A 23,925-nucleotide genomic window follows, 5' to 3' on the forward strand; every position below is an offset into this window, starting at 1 on the left:
GAGAACTTGGAAAACGTGGACTGGAAAGTAGGGTGCCGAGTCGTATTCGTTTTTGTCACCACGCATTCTCGCGAATGCAGTACACAGATCAATCGGTTCTTGGAGGCTTTTTGTAAATTAAGTGACGCTAGTTGGGTGCTTTCATTCCAGTACGAAGTTATATACGCTGTTCGGGACGAAAGAGGTATGCGACGCTTGGTCGATTTTTAACCACGCACTGTTAGCCGCGCTGGCTGTAGCGCGACGTGCACGTCTATGTGCCTCAGAATCTGGTCAAGGCAATGCGGTTGCTGATGGCGGCGGGCAACGTGAACGTGAGCGCCGCGACGGAAACACACGTCGACAATTCGCACGAGACGCACAGCCATAGCGGCGTGGCGAGCCATATGAGCGCGGCCAACGAGGCCGATCAGACGGCCACGAAAGCGATCAGCAGCATGATTTCGCCGGATGGCGTCACGGTTGTCAGCGGTAAGGACATTACCGTCGTCGGTAGCAATGCGGTGGGCTCGAAATCGGTTTCGCTGGCCGCGAAGGGCAACGTCAACATTCCGGACGCGACCGAAACGTATCAGGACGATGAGTTCCACGACATCAAGCATTTACGACGGTACTCGACGATGTCGGAGGAACTGTTTACCGCGAGTTGAGACGGCCCCTGGGATCTACGAAGTAGAGTATCAACTTCCCAATGCAAATAAGCCACTTTTGAAAGCTGTATTTGATTCCGCCGTGTATCAGAACATGCTTGACATGGTGAGAACTGCTATAAGCAAAGCAAATAGTTCAATACCAGATAACTGGAGATGTGGCACAGAAGGTTGTCGTCAACGGCGTAAAGTTATTGATTCAGTTAAGAATTAAAAACGGCCAGCCGTATGCTCCATACAGTGTATCCAACTGGAGTAGTGAAATGAAATGGGGAAATTTAGACAATATTGAACCATCCGAAAGACTCTTGTATTGGGCTCTGATTTTTGTGTTAGGTCCGTACTTTGACGAACCTATTGATCATTGGCTCAAGAAAATCTTAAAGAGAGGTGGGGGGGTAGGCGGTGACCCAGGATGGGAAATAGAACAAGTTGATGGATCTGCTGGGGAGGAGTGTTTTCGTGTATGGGCCGACCCGGACGTGAGTGGAATCGAACCGTCAGAGTGGGAGTACAGTGGGGATGTGGTACGCCGGGCAGTTCGAGATTCGCTGCAGGCACTTTCTGCCGCTCACCCAGAAAAGTTGTCCGAAGTTAACCGTGTAATTTCTAAATACGGCTTATAAATCTAAAACGGTGCGACCAATCGCGATACGCAGATCAGCGCGACGGACAAGCTGACGGTGACGAGCGGACGCGACACGAATGTGCGCGGCGCGGAGGTGTCGGGCAATACGGTGGTGGTGAATGTCGGGCGCGATCTGAATATCGCGAGCCAGCAGGACACCAACACGTACGACAGCAAGCAGACGAGCGGCGGGTTCCAGGTGAGCCTGTGCATTCCGCCGATCTGCTACGGGACGACGGCACAGGGTTCGGCGAGCTTCAGCGATCAGACGATCAAGGACCGCTTCCAGTCGGTGAATCAGCAGAGCGGATTCTTTGCGGGCGATGGCGGGTACAACATCAACGTCGGCAACCATACGCAGCTCGATGGCGGTGCGATTGCGAGCACGGCGACGGCGGACAAGAACTCGCTGTCGACGCAGACGCTGGGTTTTAGCAACCTCGAGAACCATGCGGAGTATTCGGGTTCGACGATCGGGTTCAGCGCGAGCGGCAGTGTCGGGCAGAGCACGAAGGATGCGGTGAATCTGAATACGCCGGTGAAGCAGTCGGCGAATAACACGTCCAGTTCGCAGAACTCGCAGGGACTCGGGCCGAGTGGCTTCGGGATGGCGGGGACGAGCGACAGCGCGTCGGGTACGACGTACGCGGCGGTGAGTCCGGGGACGATTACCGTGCGCGGTGATGCGGGGACGGGTCATGACAGCACGGCTGGGTTGAGCCGCGATACGGCGAACGCGAATGGCTCGGTGCAGAACACGTTCGATGCGCGCAAGGTCGGCGATGATATGGCGGTTCAGCAGGGGGCCGTGCAGGTTGGGATGCAGGTGGCGGGGGATATTGCCGGGGCGCTTCAGGACAGCGCGCGCAAGAAAATGGACGACGCGAATGGCCGGTTGAAAGCGGCGCAGGAGTCTGGTGATACGGCGGCTGAACAGCAGGCGAAGGCGGACCTCCAGGCGGCGCAGTCTCAGTACGCGCTATGGGGCAACGAAGGCGCGGGACGGATCGGCACGCATGCGATTGTGGCAGGGGTTGGTGCTGCGCTGGGCGGCGGGAATGTGTTGGGTGCGGCTGGAGGGACGATTGCCGGCGATATAGCCAGCAATGCAGTGACTGGGGCGCTGCCGGATACGCTTGGCACCAGTATCTTGTCGAACATTGCGGCGGGCGCTGCGGGCGCGACACTGGGTGGAGCGCTGGGCGGTACAGGTGGCGCGATGAGCGGCGCGAATGGGGCGCTGGGGGCGGATCTGTATAACCGGCAATTGCATCCTGGCGAAAAGAAGAAGCTGGCGGATCTGCAACAAGGAAAGTCGCCCGAAGAGCAGCAACGTCTGGCGGATGCAGCGTGCTATCTGGTGCAATGCGCGTCGCAGATGTCGGACATGAATCCGGACAAGGCCGGGGAAATGGCCTCGCAGCAACGAGGGGCGGGTTATACGAGCGAGCAGAACGATCTGAAGCATGCAGGCGGATTTGTGTACACGCTGACGGATCTGGCAAGCGATGACTGGTTGCGCAGCGGCGATCGGGGCGTGCAGGAGATCAAATCGGCGGCCCGAGGCGCGGTGAATCTCGCGAATGGTGTACTGGACAAGATCATCGCGAATGGTGGGCAGGGCGCCCCTGCCGATGCCGATCCGTTGACGACCGCGATGAACGGCGGCAAGCCGCCGAGTGGGTCGGCGGGGGCGGTGGTGACGCCGCCAATGATGGCGTGCCCACCTAGCGCAGCCTGTATCATCACACCGCCGATTGTGTCGCCGGGATCGGCGGGGTATGTGCCGAGTAACGCTACGATCAGTAGTGGGAACGGCGATAACGAGGCAGGAGGCAATGGTTCAGGTGACGTCAATCTGGCGTCGCCCGATCGAACGAGCCATATATTGACCGGGGACTCAACGGGCGGAGGTCACCAATGGCCAGGTGGTCCCGGTAAGTCAGTGTTTCCGGAAAACTGGTCGGCCTCGAAAATTATGAACACCGTTTCCGATATCGCTACAGACCCGTCCATTCCTGAGACAGTTCAAGCCAGTGGCAGAATAGTTAAGAATGGCTCTCGCGATGGCATCGACATTCGTGTAGTTATCGAGCCGGCGAGTAAGGGTGGCGGAATCGTTACGGCGTTTCCGACAAATGTTCCTAGAAATCCGAAATGACGATGCAACAAGAACCTTTTGACGAGATTGAACGATTGATGCGTGAATCTCTCGTGCAAGTTGAGAGAGAAATCTCTGAGCAAGATCGCAACGATGTGGCTGAATATATTGAATTCGGCGAGTATGGTGTGGCTTATGAGTTGCTGACTTGCGTTCTTGACAAGCAGCAGATCGTCTACCCGGAACCGCTAAATGTCGCGGGGAAGATGATGGGTATGAGTACCTGACGTAACAAACAGCGAATCCGGCCGCAGCCGGGTTTGCTGTTCGTGGCGTGTTTCAATCCGGCGTGATGACGAGCCTGCCGTGCTCGACCTGGACTCTTACGCGCTGGCCTGGCGGGAAGCCGGCGTGTTCAAGTCAGATGCCGGCAATGCACAGCCACGGGAAAAACCGTGGTGTTCGCCAGGGTCTGCCGGGTTTCCAAGAGGGTCGCCAGCGCATGAGTTCCTGGACGGTAGCGTGTCGTTCGGGATGAGTGGGCAATGCAATAAAATTGGCGTCAGCCATAGTCAACTCCTTTGGTGAGTTGGTGGTGGTCAGCGGCCAGTGAGGGCTCGTAACACTCACTGGCCGCGCTTCGTTTACATCGCTGATGTCTTCCTTCATTAGCCGCCTATCGTCGGCGGTTCATAACGACATTGAGGTCTACGACAAGCGTGGGCTTCACTTTGGGATCTGCGGACCCGGAACCGGTGATCTATATAAGCCCGCAGTTCCAGGACGACGATTGAATAGGTGACAAAAAATGGAAAAGCGCGATTTACTTGACGAATTGAATGCCAATCGGGTAACGCCAGAGGAGGCCGAACAAATTTATGATTTGTATATGGACAACCTAACCGCGGCCGATCCTCCTGTTGTAGAAATGCTGGGATTTTCAAAAAAGGAATGGACGGCGCATGCTCATGGAGCGCCGTTCACGGTAATAGGCGAGTGGCGTAAGTGTGGTTGGCCGGATAGATGCTTCCTTTGTGGTCAACGGATCGTATCCGACGATTATGGATGGTTTCCACGCGAAGACGAGGGAAAGTATGGACTTAGGCATATCGCTTGCCCGAAAGTCGCTTAGCCTCGTGAGAGCAATACTGAAGCTGAGAGTAGTCAGATAGCACGGCGAAAGACTCTACGTTTTGTCGTCAGTGACATCGCCGTCGTGGTCGCGAGTAGCGATAAGGCTGTGCAGGACGGCGTGAACAGCGTGAGTACCGGCACGCTCACGACCTATCGAGAATCATGCGGCTTACGACGCATCGTCGCTCGGCGTATCGGGCGGGTATGGCGGATCGATCGGCAAGAACCAGAAGGGTACGGCGGACAACGTCAACCCGGTGCCGGGTACGACCTTGCCGAAGAGCGACGGAGGATTCACGGCCGCGCCTCCGGTGGCGCTCAGCGCTTCGGGCGATTCGAGTTCGACGACGCGCAGCGGCATCAGCGGCGGCACGATCAAGATCACTGATCAGGCCGGTCAATAGAACCTCACCGGCAAGACGGCGGATGAGACCGTGGCCAGCGTGAATCGGGACACGTCGAATACGGGGGCGCCGCTCGCGCAGATCTTCGACAAGGACAAGATCGAGGCTGGCTTTGATATCGCGAGTCAGTTCATTAACCAGACGGGGACGTTCGTCGCTAACCGCGCGGCGGAAGCGGATGCCGCGAAGAAGGAGGCAAGCAATCCCGCACTCTCGCCGGAGCAGCGAGCCGCGGCGCAGCAGAAGGCCGACGAACTGAACGCCGACTGGGGACCGGGCGGGACGTATCGTCAGGTGCTGACGGCGTTGTCCGTGGCTGCCGGTGGGAACGTGACGGGCGGTATGGGCCAGTTCGCGCAGAGCGCGACGATTGCGTACCTGCAGGAGCTGGGCGCGAATGGCGTCAAGAAGATCGCCGACGGGTTACAGGACGAGAGCGCGCGGGCGGCACTTCATGCGATTGTAGGTTGCGCGGGGGCGGCGGCCAGCAGCCAGAGTTGCGGGGCGGGTGCGCTGGGGGCGGCAACGAGTTCGGTGCTTGGGAGCCTGCTTAAGCCGACTGACGGGATGACGACGAGTGATCGCGAGGCGCGCGATAGTCTGGTAACGAGCCTTGTTGCCGGCGTGGCGGCGGTGTCGGGTCAGAATGTGGCGACGGCAGCGGGGGCGGGGAAGATTGAGGTTGAGAATAATCAGGTTAGCATTTTTGCGCCGAAGAAAAATCTACTGACAACCGATCTGCTGAAGTCGTTCTGTGCGACAGGTACCTGCTCTGACGAGCAGGTCAAGCAACTGATTACGGTGCAGAACCAAATCAATGAGGCGAGCGGTAAGAATGCCATAACTGCGGCCGCTGCAATGGCAATCGTTGCCTCAGTGCCCGCTCTTGCTGTGTTGGGACCGGAAGCTTTGGCGTTGGCGTTGTCGAATCCTGCGGCGGCAGTCAATGGTGGCATCATTACGCTGGAAACCGCTGCTGCGATCGTGACAAAGTCGATAACGCCGAGCGTGGTGATTGAAGGCGCAGCAGCGAAAACAGGTACGGTGTGGGATTCAATTGTCGCGACTCAACCGGTTTATCCTGGCTCAGTGCTTCCAAAATCGTTTGAGTTGGTACTGGAAAACGGACAGAGTGTGTGGGTGCATGGGAATGCGACGGAGCACATTGCGGAATATGCTCAGATGATTGCAAAGAACAATCCACCGGAAATTGTTCGACTTGCGACACAACAACAACTTGAGAGCCTGGAAGGTGCGGTTAATACTGTTACCAAAGATGGTGTGCCATACAATCAATTGATCAATTTCAACGGTTGGGAATTAAAGTTTGCTCCGCCACGGCAAGCCGGGCAGCTTCCCGTGCTGATTCATGCTTTGCCTACAGGTAAGTGAGATAAATATATGGATGTCAAGATTGAGAAGCCGCTCCATTTGAGTTTTGATGTAATCGAAACAGACGAGTACATTCCGTCGATGCGGCTTAAAATTTCTGCGGAGATAGAGCAGTTTGGGCAAAATATTAGTTACCAAAGCAGCCTATGGTTTACTTGTTCCAGTTGGGACGGGTTTGTTTCGGGAATGAATGATCTCGATGCAGCGGGAGCCAGTCTCGTCGATATGAATAATTATTTCATTTTGCGATTCTGTAGATCGGCTGGAGTGTTGGAGCTGTCATGGGAAATCAAGCGCAGCAGCCTAGACGGAACCACTGTGGCTGTATCGTTTGGCTCGTCAATTGACGAAGATACAATGGCGCACATAAAAAACCAAATCGGGCAATTTCCGATATGGTGGTAGTGATTCCCGCGTAAAATTGGACCAGCTACGCCGGCAAGTTTTGCTTTCCAGTTGAAATTGTCGCTATTGAGGATGGTCAAACAATGCTGGAAAAAACCTTCAATGAATCTGTCAGCATCAATTCGTGTTGGTTAGATTCTGATAGCTGCTGTAGGACTGCCACAATCCAGATCGCAGTTGTCGCAAGACTGTCGCGAGGAAACGGCCAAAATTGGGATCCTTACTTGAATGATCCTGCGGGAAATCACTGTGGTTACTGACATAAACATCCTGTCGACCTTAGATGCGTTCGCTGACAATGAATTCGTCTTCCTCCGGCGCGAGATGTTTCCTGACGATCTTTGTCTCAGTGCGACGGAATGGACCACGGATAGGACAGGATCCAGTGCAGCATTTGTCGAGGTACTCGACTTTGTGCTGAAACGAGTATTAGAGCGGCTGAATAACTACGATTGCTGGCTGATGGTCGGTGACTCTGTATGGCTGAGCGATACAAGGATCGTGCGCTACAGAAAACTGTTCAATTCGTTGAAGGCTCGAGGGATAGATTTCGACGCTGCAACCGAGCGTATCGAATCCGTTGTCGAGAAAGACGGCAAGCTCAAATTTTTTGGAGCTGTGCGGCTTGATGCTTCTATGTATCCTCTTGTGTCTCTGACAACGACTCCAGGATCGTGTACGTACATTGTCGCTCGTCCTGCGAGCAGTGATTGGCAATTTCCTATCTCGTTGGGATGGACCGGGGACCGAAATCGGGATAGTGACTTGATCTCAACGGTCGCAGGCAATGGCGGCATAGTACTTCAACGAGTCGGATACTTTGACGATCCCCAGGTAGGACTTATTGCGCTGGCAATTCCGGCAGTGTTGGAGCGCATCGTTGACTAACATCGTTAGATACCCTGAAGATACGATGGAAGCAAATCTACCGATGCGGCGATTACTGGACGAGCTACGGTCAGACCGCATCCTTGTTCCAGCGCTTGTGAGCATCGCGGAAAGTGGATTTGACTCGCGCAACGGATGCCACAGCTTGCGAGCACTCTCCTCGATGGCAAAAACGCCGAGGTCAGCATTTGCGGACTGCACTGCGTACGAATGCTTTGCCAACTCACTGCATATTGCAGACTACGAACCGGAAGAGTCGCTCCACCAGGCGACTCAATTCGTGACGCAAGTTTTCCGTGTGTGGAACAGCGTGCGTGTCACGATGTGCTTGACGGCTATCATCAGTGTGGACGAGTCCCGCGTCGTCGCGAGATTTCACGCAAAACGGGCGCGGGAGCGATGGCTAGGCGACGACATGGAAGCGTATCAGGAGCCGGTTATGTCGATTGACTCAAATGAGAACGTTGGTCTTCTGCTAAGCAAAACACCTTGACGCTAGCTGCTCATACAAGATAGAAAACGTCAGACTGAAAGCTCCGTCGAACCCGTTCAATAGAAAACGACAACGGCCCGATCATCAGCGGCACCACCCATAGCTTTTTCAGTCACCTAAGCGGCCCATCAGCAAAGCGTTGTGCCTTACAATGCGAAAGATAGCGAGCCGCATCTGTCTGAAGCCAAACGCCACGACAACAGTCGCACGAACACCGCCCGGCCCGCGCATCTTCAATGCGAGATCACCACTCACTCACCGCCGTCGCGTTTCTCTCAAGCTTGGCAATACTAACTTCCGGGTGTGCGCATCATCCACGCAATCCATCGAACACGCCGGCGACATCCGCGACAACTCAGCCGTCAGCTCCCGCCCCCGCAACGCCGTCCGCCGATCATTCCGATGACGATGCAAAACTCATCTTCCGATCGAAAGGCATGGCAGACGGCGTGATGTACTGGACAAGCGATTCGAGCGATCCATGTACAGACTTCAAGCCCGTCGGACGAGTGTTCTACAGCGGACGAGACGTGCTGCTGCCGTGGATAGCAAAAATGAACGAGTCGATCCAACGGGGAGTCAGCCGCTCGGAAGCCTCGCGTGAGCGATATGTGAAGCCCGGAACACCGATTCAGATCAAAGGCTATAGCGGGTCGCCGTCTGACGAGGGCCGCCCTAATCCCGAATTTTCCAGCTGCGGTCCAATAGTCACCGCATTCACGCCGGAAAAGGCGAAAACCTATCTCGTCGAATTCGTGTTCAACGGGACGGAAAGCTGTTCGCAACATGTGTCCGACATCACGAACGCATCCAAACCGGTCGCGGTGGGAGCGTATCCGTTGCAATGCAAGCAAGGCAAGCCTGGATACGGGCGTCCATACGGCATTGAGAATTTTCTCAAGGCCGAGCATGAACAAGCGCTGGAAAAGGCACGTAAAGAAGAGGCCGCTGCGACTTCACCCTCGGATAAAGCAGTCGCGATGAATCGCGAAGCGGCCGAACTCGACCCGCTCGGAAAGCCCGACGAAGCGCTCGTCGTCATTGACCGCGCGTTGCCGATGCTCGATACGTCGAAGCGTGCGAGTCTGATCGCGACCAAAGCCGGCATTCTGTTCAATCGCAACGATCCGCAAGGCGCGCTGAATTTGCTGAAGCCTGAACTTGAACGCACACGTAAGGCCGCTAACGCGCAACCCGTTGCGCAACGCGCCGTTGCACTGGGCACATTCACCGAGGGTTTTATCACCGCAACCTTCTCGTATATGCAGTTGGAGCAATGGCAGAACGCCATCAATACGCTGGCAGACGCCGAGTCCCCGCTCGAAGGAGCGGACTTCTATGCGTACCGCAGCCTGGTGTATCGATACATCATGACGCGAGCCAACAATGCGTCGCTGGCCAACCCGATGCTTGAAGAGCGGGCTTTGTACTACGCCGCTAACGACAAGGGATATTACGGCCCTCTGCTTCGCATGTACCAGGGTGAAGACACCATCATGGAAGTGGTGAAGATCACCGCGAAGATGACGGGTTCGGATCAGCAGGATGCTTTTGCTGAAACTTTGTTCTACAGCGGTGCGTACCTCAAATTCGTCAAAGGCAATGAAGCCGGGAGCAAAGCAAAACTGGACGGTCTCAATCGCCTTGCACCGTATGGCAGCATCGAATGGATTTATGGAAAGCGAGTGCTGAACTAGCGCGATTGCAGGCATGTGCTGATGTCGCCGATGGAATCAAATTGCGCGCGCTTTTCGCGCGTGCAATTGATCCGGCTTCTGGGCGATTGCAATCTGTGCGGCGGAAAAGGCATAAAAATCCGCTATGAACATCGTCACACAATGCTGATTGGATATTCCATGCATATCGAGTAATTCGAATACTCCCTCGCACTAAAGTTTCTCCGAAAGCTGCCGATAACGCGGCTGAGTCGTTGAATACAAACTTAAATAAGCGGTTCCACCGGCCGCACCGAAAAGGCCCGCACGTGCATCGATACGTCGGGAAGGAAAGTCATGCAAGGCCCAAAGAACGTTCGCGAGCGCAGCGCTCGTCCTGAGCGCGCTTCGATGCTCGTCCAACCTGCGCATCGCGCATTCCCATTCGTGCACACCCCTACATGGCGAGGCTTATAGCCGCGGCGTGATGCGCGACATGACGTGAAGCGATGTGAAGAACGAGATCGTGCTCCAACGCAAGGCGATGCAACACAAACGTCGCGATCTCTTATCGCCACGAGCCGAGCCGATAACGCCGAATACACCAATAGCGCCAATAACGCATTCGCATTCGTCACCCGAATCGCGCAAACGCAAGCCGCCTCAATCGCGCGAATACCGGACTTCACCTTTTCATCACCGTTCCACCAGCAGGAGTTTCAATGAACACGACCCGAAAGTACGGCGCCGTTCTCGCCGCCGCCATCGTCGCATTGAGCGGTTGCGCGACGGAATCGTCGCGCACGCTGCCGATCGCGCCACCGGTCGCCGTGCAGCGGCCGGCCGTCAACAAGCCGGTGCAGATCGCTGTCGGCAAGTTCGACAATCGTTCGAGCTATATGCGTGGGATTTTCTCGGACGGCATCGACCGTTTGGGCGGCCAGTCGCGGACCATCCTGATCACGTCGCTGCAACAAAGCGGACGCTTTAACGTGCTCGATCGCGACAACCTCGACGAGATCCGCCAGGAAGCGGGCTTCGCGAAGAAAGCGCAAACCATCAAGGGCGCGAACTATGTGATCACCGGCGACGTGACCGAATTCGGCCGCAAGGAAGTCGGCGATCACCAGCTGTTCGGCATTCTCGGCAGCGGCAGAAACCAGGTGGCCTACGCGAAGGTGAGCCTGAACGTCGTCGATACGACCACTTCCGAAGTCGTGGCTTCGAGCCAGGGCGCGGGCGAGTTCAGTCTGTCCAACCGCGAAATCATCGGCTTCGGCGGCACGGCCAGCTACGACTCCACGCTGAACGGCAAGGTGCTCGAATTGGCGATTCAGGAAGCAGTGAATCACCTCGGTGACCAGGTCGACGCCGGCGCACTCAAGCCCGCGCGCTAATCCACGCACGTAAGAGCATTCGATCCATCACTCAAGCTTCAACACAATAACTACGCAACGGGGTTTTACATGAAATACACGGGCCCGATTCGGGGAATCTGTCTGCCGGTTGCGGCAGCTGCAACGCTGGCGCTCGCGGGATGCGCGAATCCCGGCACGCCGCCGCTGTATCAATGGAGCGGCTATGAGCCTGCGGTCTACGACTACCTGAAGGGCGAGAAAGCGCCGCAGGAGCAACTCGACGCGCTCAACAAGGCTGCCCAGCAGATTCGCGCGAAGGGCAATGCGACGCCGCCGGGCTTCCATGCGCAACTGGGCATGCTCTACGCGACGGTCGGCAACGACGGTCAAGCCATGCAGGAATTCGACACCGAGAAGAGTCTGTTTCCGGAAGCGTCGACCTATATGGATTTCCTGATGAAGAAGCCGAAACAACAATAAGGGAGCCGCCGATATGTCCAAATTCTTTTCGCTCAAGCTCTGGCTTGCCCTGTCCGCGCTCGCACTGCTGTCGGCGTGCGTGCATCCGGTGAAGAACGCCGATTACACGGCATTCAAGAATGCGCGTCCGCGCTCGATTCTCATCTTGCCGCCGGACAACACCACGACGGACGTGCAGGCGTCGAACAGCATGATGTCGCAGATGACCATGCCGCTCGCCGAAGCGGGCTACTACGTGATTCCGGTCGCGGTCATGGAAGAGACGTTCAAGCAGAACGGCCTGACGACGGCCGGCGATATCCAGCAGACGTCGCCCGCCAAGCTGCGCGAGATCTTTGGTGCCGACGCGGTGCTGTATTCGAAGATCACGCAGTTCGGTACGTCGTATCGCGTGCTGGATAGCGTGACGATCGTCTCGGCATCGGCGCGGCTCGTCGACCTGAAATCGGGCGACGTGCTCTGGCAAGGCAGCGCGACCGCCAATAGCAACGAAGGCAATAACAATAGCGGCGGCGGGTTGATCGGCATGCTCGTGGTGGCGGCGATCAAGCAGATTTCGAATTCGCTGACGGACAAGAGCCACGATATCGCGGGTGTCACGAGCTATCGACTGCTGCACGCGGGGCCGCCGACCGGTTTGCTTTATGGTCCGCGGTCGCCGAAGTACGGGACGGATTGAGGTTTTGGCGTAGGGCGCTTCGCGCGGTGAGGCGCGACGCCCGTGAGTTGTGTAAAGAAAAGCCCGGGCATTTTTAATGGCCGGGCTTTTTGATTTGGCAGGCAGGCGATGTGGCGTTTGCTTTGGCGCCAACGCGCCTGGTGCATTCTTCGCGGCGTCGCTGCTGGGCGAATGATCGATGTTGCTGCGACCCTGTTGGAACTCAGCAAGCACCGCAAAACAAAAAGCCCGGTCAGCTTTCGCTAACCGGGCTTCGTAATACTTGGTGGGGCGTGAGTGACTCGAACACTCGACCTACGGATTAAGAGTCCGCTGCTCTACCAACTGAGCTAACGCCCCCAACAGAAGCGAAATTATGCAGTAACTTTCCCGCCTTGCCAAGTCCCTTTCGCAGATTTCTTAAAAATATTTGCAGCGAATGGATCGAGGACTCCCTCGGCAGCCGCATGGCCCTTAAAAACGCGCGCCCTTCCTCGTCCCGGTATGATGTCGCGAAAACCTTGCCGCGCGAGCTGTCACGCGGCTTTCCACCGAGGATTGCCATGGATGAGAAAGAGATTATCGAGTTGCTCGACCGCATCCTCGCGCCTTGGGTCCGGTCGCTCACGCTGACGCCGGAGAAGGTCGACGAAGAAAGCGCGACGCTGCGTCTGCCGTTCTCAGGCGGCTTGCGTCACTCGGGCGGCGTGATCTGCGGTCAGGTCTTCATGGCCGCCGCCGACACCGCGATGATCGTCGCCATCTCCGCCGCGCTCGGCGGCTTCAAGCCGATGAGCACGGTCTCGCTCAACATCAATTTCATGCGCGCGGTCCGCAAGGGCGACGTGCTGGTCACCGCGCGCGTGTTGCGCATGGGCCGCAACCTGGTGTTCGGTGAGGTCGAGCTGTTCGACGAATCCGGCAACATGGCCGTCCACGCCACCACGACGTACGCGCTGCTCGACTAGCCGCATCAAAGGAAAAAAACGGGATGTTCGATCAGGTCGTATTCGCCGGCGGCGGCAACCGCTGCTGGTGGCAAGCGGGTTTCTGGGACGTCGTGCAGCCGGAGCTGCGAATCCGGCCGCGCGTCATCACCGGTATTTCGGCCGGCGCCGCGACCGCGTGCATGCTCTACACGCGCGACTCCGACTGGGTAATGCGCTACTACGAAGATGCGCTGCGTCACAACACGCGCAACGCCTATTGGGGCAACCTGCTGCGCGGCGAGTCGGTGTTTCCGCACTACCGGATCTATCGGCAGGCGCTACTCGACATCTACGGTGAAAAATTCTCGACGCTCGCCGACGCGCCCGAGATCCGTATCGGCGTGTCGCATCTGCCGCGCTGGCTCGGCGCGCGCAGCGCGGTCGCCGCGGGACTTATCGCGTACAACATCGAGAAATACGTGCGCAAAACGCTGCATCCGACGCTTGGCCGCTCGCTCGGTTTTCATCCGGAATTCGTGCGCGCGCAGGATTGCGCGAGTGTCGAGGATCTGGCGGATCTGATCCTGCAATCGTCGAGTACGCCGCCGTTCACGCCGGTTTTGCGGCGTAACGGGCGTCCGGTGCTGGATGGCGGAATGGTCGACAATGTCCCGGTCGGCGCGCTCGACGCCGACGTGCCCGGCAACGTGCTGGTCATGGTCACGCGTCTCTATCCGCGCCCGCAGATGTTCGTGGTGCCGCACGGCGTGCAGCAGCGGATCTACGTGCAGCCGTCGCGCAAGGTGCCGATTTCGAGTTGGGACTACACGAGCCCTTCGCAGATGGTGCACGCATACAACCTCGGCCGCGGCGATGGGGAAACGTTCCTTGAACGTATGCCGGCGCTGATGGAAGCCGGCGCGCACGAAGCGCATTGAGTGAAGCGGGGAGCGGCAGCCCTTAGCCGCGACACAAGCGCATCCTTCACCGACGCTTCCGACGCCCCCGCCGCAAAAACTTACCGCCGGCGTCCACCCTGCAACGCCTCGGGATTCGCCACGCTGGCCGTATCGCCGGCATCGAAGGCGAGGATGTTCTTGAACGCCGCGCTGAAATACAGCTCGTAGCTCTCGCGCTCCACGTACCCGATGTGCGGCGTGCAGATCACGTTCTCCATCCGCAGCAGGCTGTAGCCCTGCAGAATCGGCTCGCTTTCGTACACGTCGATGGCCACCATCCCCGGACGGTTGTGCGACAGCGCATTCACCAACGCGTTTTCGTCGAGCAATTCGGCCCGGCTCGTGTTCACGAGCAACGCGGTCGGCTTCATCCGCATCAAGTCTTCCTGCTTGACGATGCCGCGCGTGTCGTCGTGCAGACGCAGATGCAGCGACAACACGTCGCTCTGCTCGAACAGCGCTTCACGACTCTCGGCGACGCCGTAGCCGTCGGCGCGCGCGGCTTCGCGCGAATGGTCGCGGCCCCAGATCAGCACGTTCATGCCGAACGCCTTGCCGTAGCCGGCCACCAGCCGCCCGATCTTGCCGTAGCCCCAGATCCCCAGCGTCTGACCACGCAGCACCTGACCCAAACCGAAGTTCGGCGGCAACGCGGAGGTCTTCAGCCCCGACTGCTGCCAGGCACCTTGCTTAAGGTTTGCCACGTATTGCGGAATGCGCCGCTGGGCCGCCATGATGAGTGCCCACGTGAGCTCGGCCGGCGCGATCGGCGAGCCGCTGCCTTCCAGCACGGCGATGCCGCGCTCCGTGCAGGCCGCCAGATCGATATGGCTCGATACCTTGCCGGTCTGGCTGATCATGCGCAAACGCGGCAGTTTGTCGAGCAGTTGCGAGTTGATGCGGGTACGTTCGCGAATCAGTACCAGCGCGTCGACTTCCGACAAGCGGCTCGCCAGTTGGCCGAGACCGCGCACGGTGTTGTTAAAAACCTTGACCTCGTGGTCGGCCAGCAGTTGAAAGCAGTCGAGCTTGCGGACGGCGTCCTGGTAATCGTCGAGGATGGCAATCTTCATGGTATGTGTCTTGCGGCGCACCATGACGGTGCGGAACGGAGTGTTATGCTGACTGTCCCACCATGTGACCTAGGTCACATGCCGGTCTGGCTGGATGCCTTACCGTAGAAGCTGCCGCGTAGAACGGCAGCGCCACGGCAAGGTCGATTGACATCGTTTTTAACAGTTTGTTGCGTGTTGAGGCAAGCCGCTTTACAGACGGTTGCAGAAGGCCGTCGGCGGGCGTTTCCGCTCAGCAAGCTGTGTGGCCCATGATGACCTGCACAATCGTGCGCCGGGTCGGAGTCGCCCCGGCGTCAAGCATTGAACGCCTCTCGCATGCAGCGTCCTATTGGGCTTGTACCGTTTTTCTATTCGCTTTCAAAACGGAGACAAGTCGATGAATCATCCCTCATTCGAAGGACAGCCCGTCGTCGAGGCGCCCGCGTGGGTCAAGCACCGGAAGCTGCTCGACTGGGTGCAGCGCGTGGCCGCGCTCACCAAGCCCGACCAGATTGTTTGGTGCGACGGATCGCAGGAGGAATACGAACGGCTGTGCGCGCAAATGGTCGAAGCCGGTACGCTCAGAAAGCTCAACCCCGCCAAACGTCCCAATTCCTATCTCGCCTGGTCCGATCCGTCCGACGTCGCGCGCGTCGAAGATCGCACCTTCATCTGTTCCAAACGCCGCGAAGACGCGGGCCCCACGAATAACTGGATCGCGCCGGCGGAAATGCGCTCGACGCTCGACGGCCTGTTTGACGGCGCGATGCGCGGCCGCACGATGTACGTGGTGCCGTTTTCGATGGGCCCGCTCGGCTCGCCGATCGCGCATATCGGCGTCGAACTGAGCGACAGCCCGTACGTGGTGACGAACATGCGGATCATGACGCGCATGGGCCGCAAGGTGTACGACGTGCTCGGCGAGGACGGCGAGTTCGTGCCATGCGTGCACTCGGTCGGCGCGCCGCTGGCGGCCGGCGCGAAAGACGTGCCGTGGCCGTGCAACAGCACCAAGTACATCGTTCATTTCCCGGAGTCGCGCGAAATCTGGAGCTACGGCTCGGGCTACGGCGGCAACGCGCTGCTCGGCAAGAAATGCTTCGCGCTGCGGATCGCGTCGACGATGGGGCGCGACGAAGGCTGGCTTGCGGAGCACATGCTGATTCTCGGCGTGACTTCGCCGCAAGGGCGCAAGCATCACGTGGCGGCGGCGTTTCCGTCGGCATGCGGGAAGACCAACTTCGCGATGCTGATTCCGCCGGAAGGCCTGAACGGCTGGACCATCTCCACGATCGGCGACGATATCGCGTGGATCAAGCCGGGCAAGGACGGCCGCCTCTACGCGATCAATCCGGAAGCGGGCTATTTCGGCGTTGCACCGGGCACGAGCGAAAAGACCAACTTCAACGCGATGGCCACGCTGAAGGCCAACGTGATTTTCACGAACGTCGCGCTCACCGACGACGGCGACGTCTGGTGGGAAGGCATGACCGACGAACCGCCCGCGCATTTGATCGACTGGCAGGGCAAGGACTGGACGCCGGCCGACGCGAAGGAAAGCGGCCGCAAGGCGGCGCATCCGAACGCACGCTTCACGGCGCCGGCCGCGCAATGCCCGTCGATCGACGCCGATTGGGAAAACCCGGCAGGCGTCGCGCTCGACGCGTTCATCTTCGGCGGCCGCCGTTCCACCACGGTGCCGCTGGTGACCGAGGCGCGCAGCTGGGTCGAAGGCGTCTACATGGCCGCGACGATGGGCTCCGAAACGACCGCCGCCGCGGCGGGCCAACAGGGCGTCGTGCGGCGCGACCCGTTCGCGATGCTGCCGTTCTGCGGCTACAACATGAGCGACTACTTCGGCCACTGGCTGAAAACCGGCGAACGCCTCGCGCAACTGAACGCAAAGCTGCCGAAGATCTTCTGCGTCAACTGGTTCCGCAAGGGCGCGGACGGCAAGTTCGTATGGCCGGGCTTCGGCGAGAACATGCGGGTGCTGGGCTGGATGGTCGGCCGCATCGAGGGGACGGCCGGGGGCGAAGAACACGCATTTGGCCTGTCGCCGCATTACGACGACATCGACTGGCGCGGCCTCGACTTCAGCCGCGAGCAATTCGAGCAAGTCATTTCCGTCGACGACGCTGCGTGGCGCGCCGAACTCGCCCTGCACGCCGAGTTGTTTGACACACTGCAACATGGCCTGCCTGAAGCGCTGACACAGGCCAAGAGCGCGCTCGAAGGCAAGCTCGCCGCGTGATCATGCCGATCATGTGAGTATTCACTCCGCATCTCTCCTTGAAAAAACCGCCTTCGGGCGGTTTTTTCATGTCGCCACGACGTCACGTCGAGAGTTTTCCGATCCTGCAATGCCGGGCTCACCTTTACGTCTGTTCGAACAAAAAAGACAGAGCAAGCTGCGGTGCAGCAGATTGTTTCCTTTCCGGGAACAATCCGCGCTCATGCCCTTTATTGGGGAACACAGTGGCACAAAAATCGACAATATTTCCGCATTTGCGGGCAACTTATGCACGATTTCGCGAGTCGTAGGAGAATTCCAAGTTCGCTTCACTGGTTTTCACTAATTGTCAGGAAGCTGTAACACGGCAGGAGTTGTCTTATGGATCATTTGCAGTCGATGCGAGTTTTCGTCAGGGTGGCGGATCTCGGCAGTTTTGCCCGCGCTGCGAGCGCGATGGACATTTCCAATGCAGTTGCCACGCGCCACGTTGCCGACCTCGAAGGCCGTCTGGGTACGCGACTGCTCAATCGCACAACCCGCAGCTTGTCGTTGACCGAATCCGGTCAGGTTTATCTCGAACGCGCGCGCCAGATTCTCGACGAACTGGAAGACGTCGAACAGATGGTGGTGGCGCGCAATCACGAGCCCGTCGGCACGCTGCGAATCGTCGCGCCGGTGGTGTTCGGGCTGCATAACCTCGCGCCCGTGCTGCAAACGTACGCGGAGCGTTACCCGAAAGTGATTCCCGACGTCACGCTGGTCGATCGTCAGGTCGATCTGGTCGAGGAAGGGTTCGACGTCGGCGTGGTGATTGCGCGGCAGATGCGCAGTGCGAGCATCGTCACGCGTCGTCTCACGACCGGCTGCATGACCGTGTGCGCGACGCCGGCGTATCTGGAGAAGCACGGCACGCCGACGCGTCCCGAGCATTTGCTGGAGCATCCGTGCCTCAGCTTGCCGTCCGAGTATTGGGGCGACGAGCGTGTCTTCACGGGACCGGAAGGCGAAGTGCGGGTGCGGCCGTCGAACGTGATCGTTGCGAACAACACGGAAATGCTGCGTCAGTTTGCATTGCTCGGCATGGGCATCGCGATTCTGCCGAGCTATCTGATCGGTCGTGATATGACGCGCGGCAGGCTCGTGCGTTTGCTCGGCGACTACCGTTTGCCGCAGGTCGAAATCAACATTGCGTATCCGAGCCGCCGTCACTTGCCGGCGAAGGTCCGCACGTTCATCGACCATCTGGTCGAGCACTTCAGCCAGACGCCGAACAGCGTGCTTGGCGAGCAGTGGATCAAGGGCGGTGTGGGACATCCCGACGCGTCGTCTTCGTTCGATTCCGCGGATCACATGCCGGAAGCGTTCGACGGCGCCGAGCCGTTGTCCCGTCTGCTGGATAGCGAGTTGCCGCCGTTGCCGGCCACATCGCTGACGAAACCGGCAGGGCGCACGCGCTCCACCGTTTTGTCGACACTGTAAGTTGTCGCCGACGCGGTTTCGATCCGACGGCGAAGCGTTTTTGATTTTCAGGCGCGCGAGTTTCGATCAGCGCGCGACGGTAGATAAAGAAAAAGGCGCAGTCACGAGAGTGATTGCGCCTTTTTTCGTGGCGGGTACGACAGGGTGAATCGACCGGGAGAGGCAGCGGGGCAGCCGTCGGGCCGCCTCCGCTTTCACTTCCACTTCCACCGCTATCGATCAGGAACCCGTTTTACGCGCCACCGTTTTCTTCGCGGGCGCTTTCTTGGCCGCTGCGGTTTTAGCCGCCGGCGCTTTCTTCGCCGCTGCCTTCTTCGCTGCCGGCACCGCCTTCACCGCGACCGCCGCGTCTTCCTCGTCCGACTCCGGCGCGGCCTTGGCAGCCGACTTCGCTGCCGCGGTTTTCGCCGCCGTCTTGGCCGACGGTTCCTTCTTCTCGAATTCGAAACCGATCTTGCCGTCGTTCTGCTTGACGAGGAACGCCTTGAAGTTACGTCCGGTGCGCGACGACTTGAAATTCGTCAACAGGTCCGTACGGCCTTCTTCGAGCAGCTTTGCCATCTGTTCGCGGGCGATCTCCTGCTGCAGGATCACCTTGCCCGAACGGAAGTCGCAGGTCTTCGGATTCGCGACCGAGTTCTCGCAGACGTAGCTCATGCCGTGTTCGAACACGCGGCCCTTGCACTTCGGACATGCGCCGACCGGCTGCTGATCGGAGAAATCGGGCGGTTCGCCGTCTTCGCCGCCGGCATCCTGGCCGAAGTCGAACTCCAGCTTGAAGTTCTTGATTTCGTCGTCGAAGGACAGTTTCAGGATGGCCGAGAACGGCCGGCCCATCTTGCTGCGGAAACCCGACAGCGGACCGATCGTCTTGTTTTGCAACAACTCTTCGACTTCCGGGATTTCGAACTGACGTCCGCCCGGAATCTTCGACATCGAGAACTCGCATTTCGAGCAGGCGAAACGCCGGTAGTTCTCCTTCACCTGACCGCCGCAATGCGGGCAGGGTGTTTCCAACGTCGCGTAATCGCCCGGGATCGTGTCGGAATCGTATTCCTTCGCGCGCTTGACGATGGTCTGCGTCATGCGGGCGATTTCCTGCATGAACGCGTCGCGCGGCAGGTTGCCGCGTTCCATCTGCGACAGCTTGTATTCCCACTCGCCGGTCAATTCCGGCGCGGTCAGTTCCTTCACGCCGAGGCCACGCAGCAGCGTCATCAGCTGGAAGGCCTTGGCGGTCGGAATCAGATCGCGGCCTTCGCGGACCAGATACTTTTCGCCGAGCAGGCCTTCGATAATCGCTGCCCGCGTAGCCGGCGTGCCGAGCCCCTTGGCGGCCATCGCTTCGCGCAGCTCGTCGTCTTCGACCAGCTTGCCCGCGCCTTCCATAGCCGACAGCAGCGTCGCTTCGTTGTAGCGTGCGGGCGGCTTCGTCACCAGTTGATGCGCGGCGATCTTGTCGGTCTTGACCTTCTCGTCCTTCTGCACCGGCACGAGGTTCGCGTCTTCACCGCTGATTTCGCGGCCGTAGATCTGCAGCCAGCCCGGTTCGACCAGCACCTTGCCTTCGGTCTTGAAGTGATGGCCGACCACTTCCGTGATCCGCGTGGTCACGCGGTATTCGGCCGCCGGGAAGAACACCGCGAGGAAGCGCTTCACGACCAGGTCGTACAGCTTCTGTTCCGGTTCGGAGAGGTTCTTCGGCGCCTGCAGCGTCGGGATGATTGCGAAGTGATCGCTGATCTTCGAGTTATCGAAGATGCGCTTGTTCGGCTTCACCCAGCCCTTGTCCAGCACCTGCTTGGCGAACGGCAGATAGTTGTTGCTCTCCTTGAGCATGCCGAGCGTCTGCTTGACCGTATCCATATAGTCTTCCGGCAGCGCGCGCGCGTCGGTACGGGGATAGGTCAGCACCTTGTGCTTTTCGTACAGCGCCTGGGCGAGGCCCAGCGTGTTTTTCGCCGAGAAACCGAAACGGCCGTTGGCTTCGCGCTGCAAGCTGGTCAGGTCGAACAGCGCCGGCGACAGCTGCGTGGACGGCTTCGACTCTTCCGTGACCGTACCGATCTGACCACGGCAAGCCGCGACGATCGTCTCCGCTGCGGGCAGCGCCCACAGACGCGAATCGCGTTTCTCCGGATCGAACTCGTCGCGCTTGAATTTCGGATCGAACCAGCGGCCTTCGTAGAAGCCGCCGGCGCAGACGAACTCCGCCTTCACTTCCCAATAGTCGCGCGGCACGAAGCGGCGAATCTTTTCCTCGCGTTCCACGACGATCGACAGCGTCGGCGTCTGCACCCGCCCGACCGTGGTCAGGAAGAAGCCGCCGCCCTTGCTGTTGAACGCGGTCATGGCCCGCGTGCCGTTGATGCCGACCAGCCAGTCGGCTTCCGAACGGCAGCGCGCGGCGTCGGCGAGCGGTTGCATTTCCTCGTCGCTGCGCAGACGGGCGAAGCCGTCGCGGATCGCGCCGGCTGTCATGGACTGCAGCCAAAGACGCTGCACCGGCTGCTTGGCCTTAGCGTGCTGCGCGATCAGGCGGAAAATCAGCTCGCCCTCGCGCCCCGCGTCGCATGCGTTGATCAGGCGGTCGACGTCCTTGCGCTTGAGCAGCTTGGTCAGCACCTTCAGGCGCGACTCGCTCTTGGCGATCGGATTGAGATCGAAATGCGGTGGGATGACGGGCAGATTGGCGAAACTCCACTTGCCGCGTTTGACTTCATAGTCTTCGGGCGCGGCGATTTCCAGCAAGTGGCCGACTGCCGAGGAAAGGACGTAGTCGTCGCTTTCGTAGTACTCGTCATGCTTGGTAAAACCGCCCAAAGCGCGCGCGATGTCGTTCGCGACGGAAGGCTTTTCGGCGATGATCAGTGCTTTGGACATGACTCGATGTGAGGTTGGTAGATCCGGGTTGATGGCCTTGAGTGCGCTTTTGCCAGCGCGACCCTCGTTTGCGACCTTTGCGACCCATTAACGACCGCTTTATAGCACACGCCGCGCGGGCGGCGTGTCAAGTGCCATAAAAGCGCGCCATCATAATTGCGCGCCTGGCGCCTGGGCAAGCTGCGGAAAACGCGCCGTGAACGGCCCGCAACGCCCATGCCGGTGGTCTTGCCGCTCAGGCGACCGTCAGCGCCGGACGCAGCTTCGGCGCGCCGCTGACGCCCGGCACCGCCGTCAGGTCGGACAACATCCGCTCCACGATCGCCACCTGCGGTAATACCGTGCCGAAGAATCGTGTCGTTACCGAGTCTTCGATCAGGATGGTCGGAAAATTTTCGACATCCAGATCGTCGAAACGGTCCGCGTGGTTTTCGATGTCGATCCATGCGAAACAGATCTCCGGATGACGCTCGGCCAGCTTGTCGAAGGCGTCCCGGTAATCGCGGCAGGTCCCGCACCACTCCGCGCACAGGCAGGCGACCAGCAGCGTGTCGGGTTCGTTGACACGCTCGGCGATCCGGTCCTGGTCGGTGTCGAGGTTCAGCGCGGGCATGGTGGTTCCTTACGTTACGTATTGTGTCGGGTGCTTTGGCGCGAATGTAGCATGGCCGTTCCACGCGAGTGATCAACCCGGGCCGGAGTGAGGACGGTCGCGGCTCGCCCGTGTGAAGCGTCCGCCCGGCAGCAGCGTGATCTGGCCGGCGAGTTCGAGTTGCAGCAGGGCGGTCTGCAGCGCGGAGTCCTCCATCTCGGTTCGGGCGGCCAGAATTTCAAGCGTGGCCGGTGAATGACCCAGTGCGGCGAGGAGTTTTTCCGTCTCGACGGTGCCGGGAGCGGTAGTCCCCGATTCAACCTGCCCGGCTTGCGCTCCGGTCGTTGGCGCCGCTGCGTTCCCCGCTGTCGGCGCGATGCTCATTCTCGCCGTGTGCGCCGCTTCCGTCGCTTGCGCCGCCGCTGGCTGGCGTGCAAACCCAAGTTCCTCCAGCACCTCGCTGGGCGTTTCCACCAGTTTCGCACCCTGCTTGATGATGCGATGGCAGCCGCGTGACAACGGTGCGTGAATCGACCCTGGTAGCGCGAAAATGTCGCGTCCCATCTCGTTGGCGAGCCGCGCGGTGATCAGCGAGCCGGAGCGCATCGCCGCTTCGACGATCACCACGCCGCTGACCAGCCCCGCGATCAGCCGGTTGCGCTGAGGGAAGTGGGCGGCGCGGGCGGGCGTGCCGAGCGGCCATTCGGACAGGATGGCGCCTTCCTCGGCGATGCGTCGCGCCAGCGAATGATGCGCCGACGGGTACACGAGGTCCGCGCCGGTGCCGATCACCGCGACCGTGCTGCCGACTCCCGTCAGTCCACCGCGATGCGCCGCACCGTCGATGCCGAGCGCGAGGCCCGACACGATCGTCACGCCGGCCGCCGACAGCTCCCGCGCGAACCGTTCCGCGTCCTCGACGCCTTGCGGCGTCGCGCTGCGGCTGCCGACCAGCGCAACCGCGCGGGCATGCAGCAGCTCCAGCCGTCCCTTTATATATAGCAGCGGCGGCGGATCGGGCATGGTGAGCAACGCGGGCGGGTACGCCGGGTCGTCGAGCGTGACGAGCTGATTGCCGGCCGATGCGCGCCAGGCGAGCACCGCGTCGAGCTGGGCGTCGAACGACGGACCGGGCGGCGCCAGCGCCGCGCGCGCCGCGGCCATGCCGGCGACTTCCGCCAGTTCGTCCGGCGAGCGCTCGAGAATCGCTTGCGGCAGCCCGAAGGTGCATAACAGCAGACGTAGCGCGGCGGGTTTCAGGCCGGGAGCGAGCGACAGCCGCAGCCACGCGGCGAGTTCAAGATGGGTTGCAGGCAAGCTGTGCATTGCGGGTCGTTCCTCCTGCAGGGCCAGCGGGCAGGCGGGCGCCATGCTAAAATTTTCATCATCCGAAATAACAGTAGCGCCGCGCCCACCCGCGCGGGCTCGTCGTATCGCGCTGGTTGGCGCGTTGAATCGAACCGGTTCGACAGCATCTATCCTGTGCGGAACGCAGTCTGTCTACAACCTGGCCGAATGGCTAACGCAAGCCTTCCCAAGGTCAGCG

General features: G+C 59.6%; 21 protein-coding genes, 1 tRNA gene and 1 pseudogene. 16 read left to right on the forward strand and 7 right to left on the reverse strand.

Annotated features, from left to right (window positions below):
• The first annotated feature begins 257 nt into the window (after positions 1–257).
• From LFL96_RS00300 to LFL96_RS00315, 4 genes are all read left to right on the forward strand, one after another.
• Complete coding sequence (locus tag LFL96_RS00300; RefSeq protein WP_280996941.1) at positions 258–650, forward strand: hemagglutinin repeat-containing protein; 393 nt, start codon at positions 258–260, stop codon at positions 648–650.
• Positions 651–808: 158 nt separating this feature from the next.
• Positions 809–1,276 carry a hypothetical protein gene (locus LFL96_RS00305; RefSeq protein WP_280996942.1) on the forward strand — a complete coding sequence of 156 codons (468 nt, stop codon included), beginning with the start codon at positions 809–811 and terminating at the stop codon, positions 1,274–1,276.
• A 57-nt stretch (positions 1,277–1,333) separates the two neighbouring features.
• Complete coding sequence (locus LFL96_RS00310) at positions 1,334–3,439, forward strand: hemagglutinin repeat-containing protein (RefSeq protein ID WP_280996943.1); 2,106 nt, start codon at positions 1,334–1,336, stop codon at positions 3,437–3,439.
• A gap of 2 nt (positions 3,440–3,441) precedes the next feature.
• The gene (locus LFL96_RS00315) at positions 3,442–3,666 is read left to right on the forward strand and encodes a hypothetical protein (RefSeq protein WP_280996944.1); all 225 of its coding nucleotides are present in this window, start codon (positions 3,442–3,444) and stop codon (positions 3,664–3,666) included.
• A 52-nt stretch (positions 3,667–3,718) separates the two neighbouring features.
• Here LFL96_RS00315 and LFL96_RS00320 read toward each other — a convergent pair.
• Positions 3,719–3,764, reverse strand: a pseudogene (locus tag LFL96_RS00320) (hypothetical protein); the annotation flags it as partial.
• Between the two features lie 423 nt (positions 3,765–4,187).
• On the opposite strand from LFL96_RS00320, the gene LFL96_RS00325 reads away from it, so the two are divergent.
• A complete protein-coding gene (locus tag LFL96_RS00325; protein ID WP_280996945.1) occupies positions 4,188–4,511 on the forward strand; it encodes a hypothetical protein in 324 nt (107 codons plus the stop codon).
• A 171-nt stretch (positions 4,512–4,682) separates the two neighbouring features.
• Here LFL96_RS00325 and LFL96_RS37020 read toward each other — a convergent pair whose 3' ends face one another.
• Positions 4,683–4,898, reverse strand: a complete 216-nt coding sequence (locus LFL96_RS37020; RefSeq protein WP_348638401.1) for a hypothetical protein — start codon at positions 4,896–4,898, stop codon at positions 4,683–4,685.
• Between the two features lie 49 nt (positions 4,899–4,947).
• Between LFL96_RS37020 and LFL96_RS37025 the strand changes: the two genes are divergently transcribed.
• From LFL96_RS37025 to LFL96_RS00360, 7 genes are all read left to right on the forward strand, one after another.
• Positions 4,948–6,309, forward strand: coding sequence for a hypothetical protein (locus LFL96_RS37025; RefSeq protein ID WP_348638402.1), 1,362 nt, complete (start codon positions 4,948–4,950; stop codon positions 6,307–6,309).
• A 9-nt stretch (positions 6,310–6,318) separates the two neighbouring features.
• The gene (locus tag LFL96_RS00335; protein WP_280996946.1) at positions 6,319–6,714 is read left to right on the forward strand and encodes a hypothetical protein; all 396 of its coding nucleotides are present in this window, start codon (positions 6,319–6,321) and stop codon (positions 6,712–6,714) included.
• Between the two features lie 228 nt (positions 6,715–6,942).
• Positions 6,943–7,602 carry a hypothetical protein gene (locus LFL96_RS00340; RefSeq protein WP_280996947.1) on the forward strand — a complete coding sequence of 220 codons (660 nt, stop codon included), beginning with the start codon at positions 6,943–6,945 and terminating at the stop codon, positions 7,600–7,602.
• A gap of 930 nt (positions 7,603–8,532) precedes the next feature.
• Positions 8,533–9,792 (forward strand): hypothetical protein, encoded by a 1,260-nt coding sequence (locus LFL96_RS00345; RefSeq protein WP_280996948.1) that lies wholly within the window; start codon positions 8,533–8,535, stop codon positions 9,790–9,792.
• Positions 9,793–10,472: 680 nt separating this feature from the next.
• Positions 10,473–11,147 carry a CsgG/HfaB family protein gene (locus tag LFL96_RS00350; RefSeq protein ID WP_280996949.1) on the forward strand — a complete coding sequence of 225 codons (675 nt, stop codon included), beginning with the start codon at positions 10,473–10,475 and terminating at the stop codon, positions 11,145–11,147.
• A 69-nt stretch (positions 11,148–11,216) separates the two neighbouring features.
• Complete coding sequence (locus LFL96_RS00355; RefSeq protein WP_280996950.1) at positions 11,217–11,588, forward strand: DUF4810 domain-containing protein; 372 nt, start codon at positions 11,217–11,219, stop codon at positions 11,586–11,588.
• Positions 11,589–11,601: 13 nt separating this feature from the next.
• A complete protein-coding gene (locus LFL96_RS00360; RefSeq protein ID WP_280996951.1) occupies positions 11,602–12,267 on the forward strand; it encodes a DUF799 domain-containing protein in 666 nt (221 codons plus the stop codon).
• Between the two features lie 263 nt (positions 12,268–12,530).
• Here the strand turns inward: LFL96_RS00360 and LFL96_RS00365 are convergent.
• A tRNA-Lys gene (locus tag LFL96_RS00365) sits at positions 12,531–12,606 on the reverse strand.
• A 203-nt stretch (positions 12,607–12,809) separates the two neighbouring features.
• Here LFL96_RS00365 and LFL96_RS00370 point away from each other — a divergent pair.
• The gene (locus LFL96_RS00370) at positions 12,810–13,214 is read left to right on the forward strand and encodes a PaaI family thioesterase (protein WP_280996952.1); all 405 of its coding nucleotides are present in this window, start codon (positions 12,810–12,812) and stop codon (positions 13,212–13,214) included.
• A 23-nt stretch (positions 13,215–13,237) separates the two neighbouring features.
• Positions 13,238–14,113, forward strand: coding sequence for a patatin-like phospholipase family protein (locus tag LFL96_RS00375; protein WP_280996953.1), 876 nt, complete (start codon positions 13,238–13,240; stop codon positions 14,111–14,113).
• 80 nt (positions 14,114–14,193) lie between these two features.
• On the opposite strand, the gene LFL96_RS00380 is transcribed toward LFL96_RS00375, so the two are convergent.
• Positions 14,194–15,207 (reverse strand): D-2-hydroxyacid dehydrogenase family protein, encoded by a 1,014-nt coding sequence (locus tag LFL96_RS00380; RefSeq protein ID WP_280996954.1) that lies wholly within the window; start codon positions 15,205–15,207, stop codon positions 14,194–14,196.
• A 379-nt stretch (positions 15,208–15,586) separates the two neighbouring features.
• Here LFL96_RS00380 and LFL96_RS00385 point away from each other — a divergent pair, with 379 nt between their 5' ends.
• Positions 15,587–17,443: a phosphoenolpyruvate carboxykinase (GTP) gene (locus tag LFL96_RS00385; RefSeq protein WP_280996955.1), complete on the forward strand. Its 1,857-nt coding sequence runs from the start codon at positions 15,587–15,589 to the stop codon at positions 17,441–17,443.
• 360 nt (positions 17,444–17,803) lie between these two features.
• Complete coding sequence (locus tag LFL96_RS00390) at positions 17,804–18,904, forward strand: LysR family transcriptional regulator (protein WP_280996956.1); 1,101 nt, start codon at positions 17,804–17,806, stop codon at positions 18,902–18,904.
• A gap of 219 nt (positions 18,905–19,123) precedes the next feature.
• On the opposite strand, the gene LFL96_RS00395 is transcribed toward LFL96_RS00390, so the two are convergent.
• The 3 genes from LFL96_RS00395 to dprA all read right to left on the reverse strand — a co-directional run bounded on the left by LFL96_RS00395 (position 19,124) and on the right by dprA (position 23,705).
• Positions 19,124–21,787 carry a DNA topoisomerase III gene (locus tag LFL96_RS00395; RefSeq protein ID WP_280996957.1) on the reverse strand — a complete coding sequence of 888 codons (2,664 nt, stop codon included), beginning with the start codon at positions 21,785–21,787 and terminating at the stop codon, positions 19,124–19,126.
• A gap of 235 nt (positions 21,788–22,022) precedes the next feature.
• The gene (locus LFL96_RS00400; protein WP_280996958.1) at positions 22,023–22,400 is read right to left on the reverse strand and encodes a thioredoxin family protein; all 378 of its coding nucleotides are present in this window, start codon (positions 22,398–22,400) and stop codon (positions 22,023–22,025) included.
• 72 nt (positions 22,401–22,472) lie between these two features.
• Positions 22,473–23,705 carry a DNA-processing protein DprA gene (gene dprA / locus LFL96_RS00405; RefSeq protein WP_280996959.1) on the reverse strand — a complete coding sequence of 411 codons (1,233 nt, stop codon included), beginning with the start codon at positions 23,703–23,705 and terminating at the stop codon, positions 22,473–22,475.
• Positions 23,706–23,925 lie beyond the last annotated feature (220 nt).

It is taken from the genome of Paraburkholderia sp. D15 (genome assembly GCF_029910215.1).
GTDB lineage: Bacteria > Pseudomonadota > Gammaproteobacteria > Burkholderiales > Burkholderiaceae > Paraburkholderia.

Bases quoted from the DNA above. Each gene is read 5' to 3' on its own strand.
- LFL96_RS00395 (WP_280996957.1), bottom strand. From the start codon at position 21,787: ATGTCCAAAGCACTGATCATCGCCGAAAAGCCTTCCGTCGCGAACGAC.
- LFL96_RS00325 (WP_280996945.1), top strand. From the start codon at position 4,188: ATGGAAAAGCGCGATTTACTTGACGAATTGAATGCCAATCGGGTAACG.
- LFL96_RS00375 (WP_280996953.1), top strand. From the start codon at position 13,238: ATGTTCGATCAGGTCGTATTCGCCGGCGGCGGCAACCGCTGCTGGTGG.
- LFL96_RS00400 (WP_280996958.1), bottom strand. From the start codon at position 22,400: ATGCCCGCGCTGAACCTCGACACCGACCAGGACCGGATCGCCGAGCGT.
- LFL96_RS00355 (WP_280996950.1), top strand. From the start codon at position 11,217: ATGAAATACACGGGCCCGATTCGGGGAATCTGTCTGCCGGTTGCGGCA.
- LFL96_RS00350 (WP_280996949.1), top strand. From the start codon at position 10,473: ATGAACACGACCCGAAAGTACGGCGCCGTTCTCGCCGCCGCCATCGTC.
- LFL96_RS00370 (WP_280996952.1), top strand. From the start codon at position 12,810: ATGGATGAGAAAGAGATTATCGAGTTGCTCGACCGCATCCTCGCGCCT.
- LFL96_RS00335 (WP_280996946.1), top strand. From the start codon at position 6,319: ATGGATGTCAAGATTGAGAAGCCGCTCCATTTGAGTTTTGATGTAATC.
- LFL96_RS00385 (WP_280996955.1), top strand. From the start codon at position 15,587: ATGAATCATCCCTCATTCGAAGGACAGCCCGTCGTCGAGGCGCCCGCG.
- dprA (WP_280996959.1), bottom strand. From the start codon at position 23,705: ATGCACAGCTTGCCTGCAACCCATCTTGAACTCGCCGCGTGGCTGCGG.
- LFL96_RS00340 (WP_280996947.1), top strand. From the start codon at position 6,943: ATGATCCTGCGGGAAATCACTGTGGTTACTGACATAAACATCCTGTCG.
- LFL96_RS00315 (WP_280996944.1), top strand. From the start codon at position 3,442: ATGCAACAAGAACCTTTTGACGAGATTGAACGATTGATGCGTGAATCT.
- LFL96_RS00390 (WP_280996956.1), top strand. From the start codon at position 17,804: ATGGATCATTTGCAGTCGATGCGAGTTTTCGTCAGGGTGGCGGATCTC.
- LFL96_RS00345 (WP_280996948.1), top strand. From the start codon at position 8,533: ATGGCAGACGGCGTGATGTACTGGACAAGCGATTCGAGCGATCCATGT.
- LFL96_RS00380 (WP_280996954.1), bottom strand. From the start codon at position 15,207: ATGAAGATTGCCATCCTCGACGATTACCAGGACGCCGTCCGCAAGCTC.
- LFL96_RS00360 (WP_280996951.1), top strand. From the start codon at position 11,602: ATGTCCAAATTCTTTTCGCTCAAGCTCTGGCTTGCCCTGTCCGCGCTC.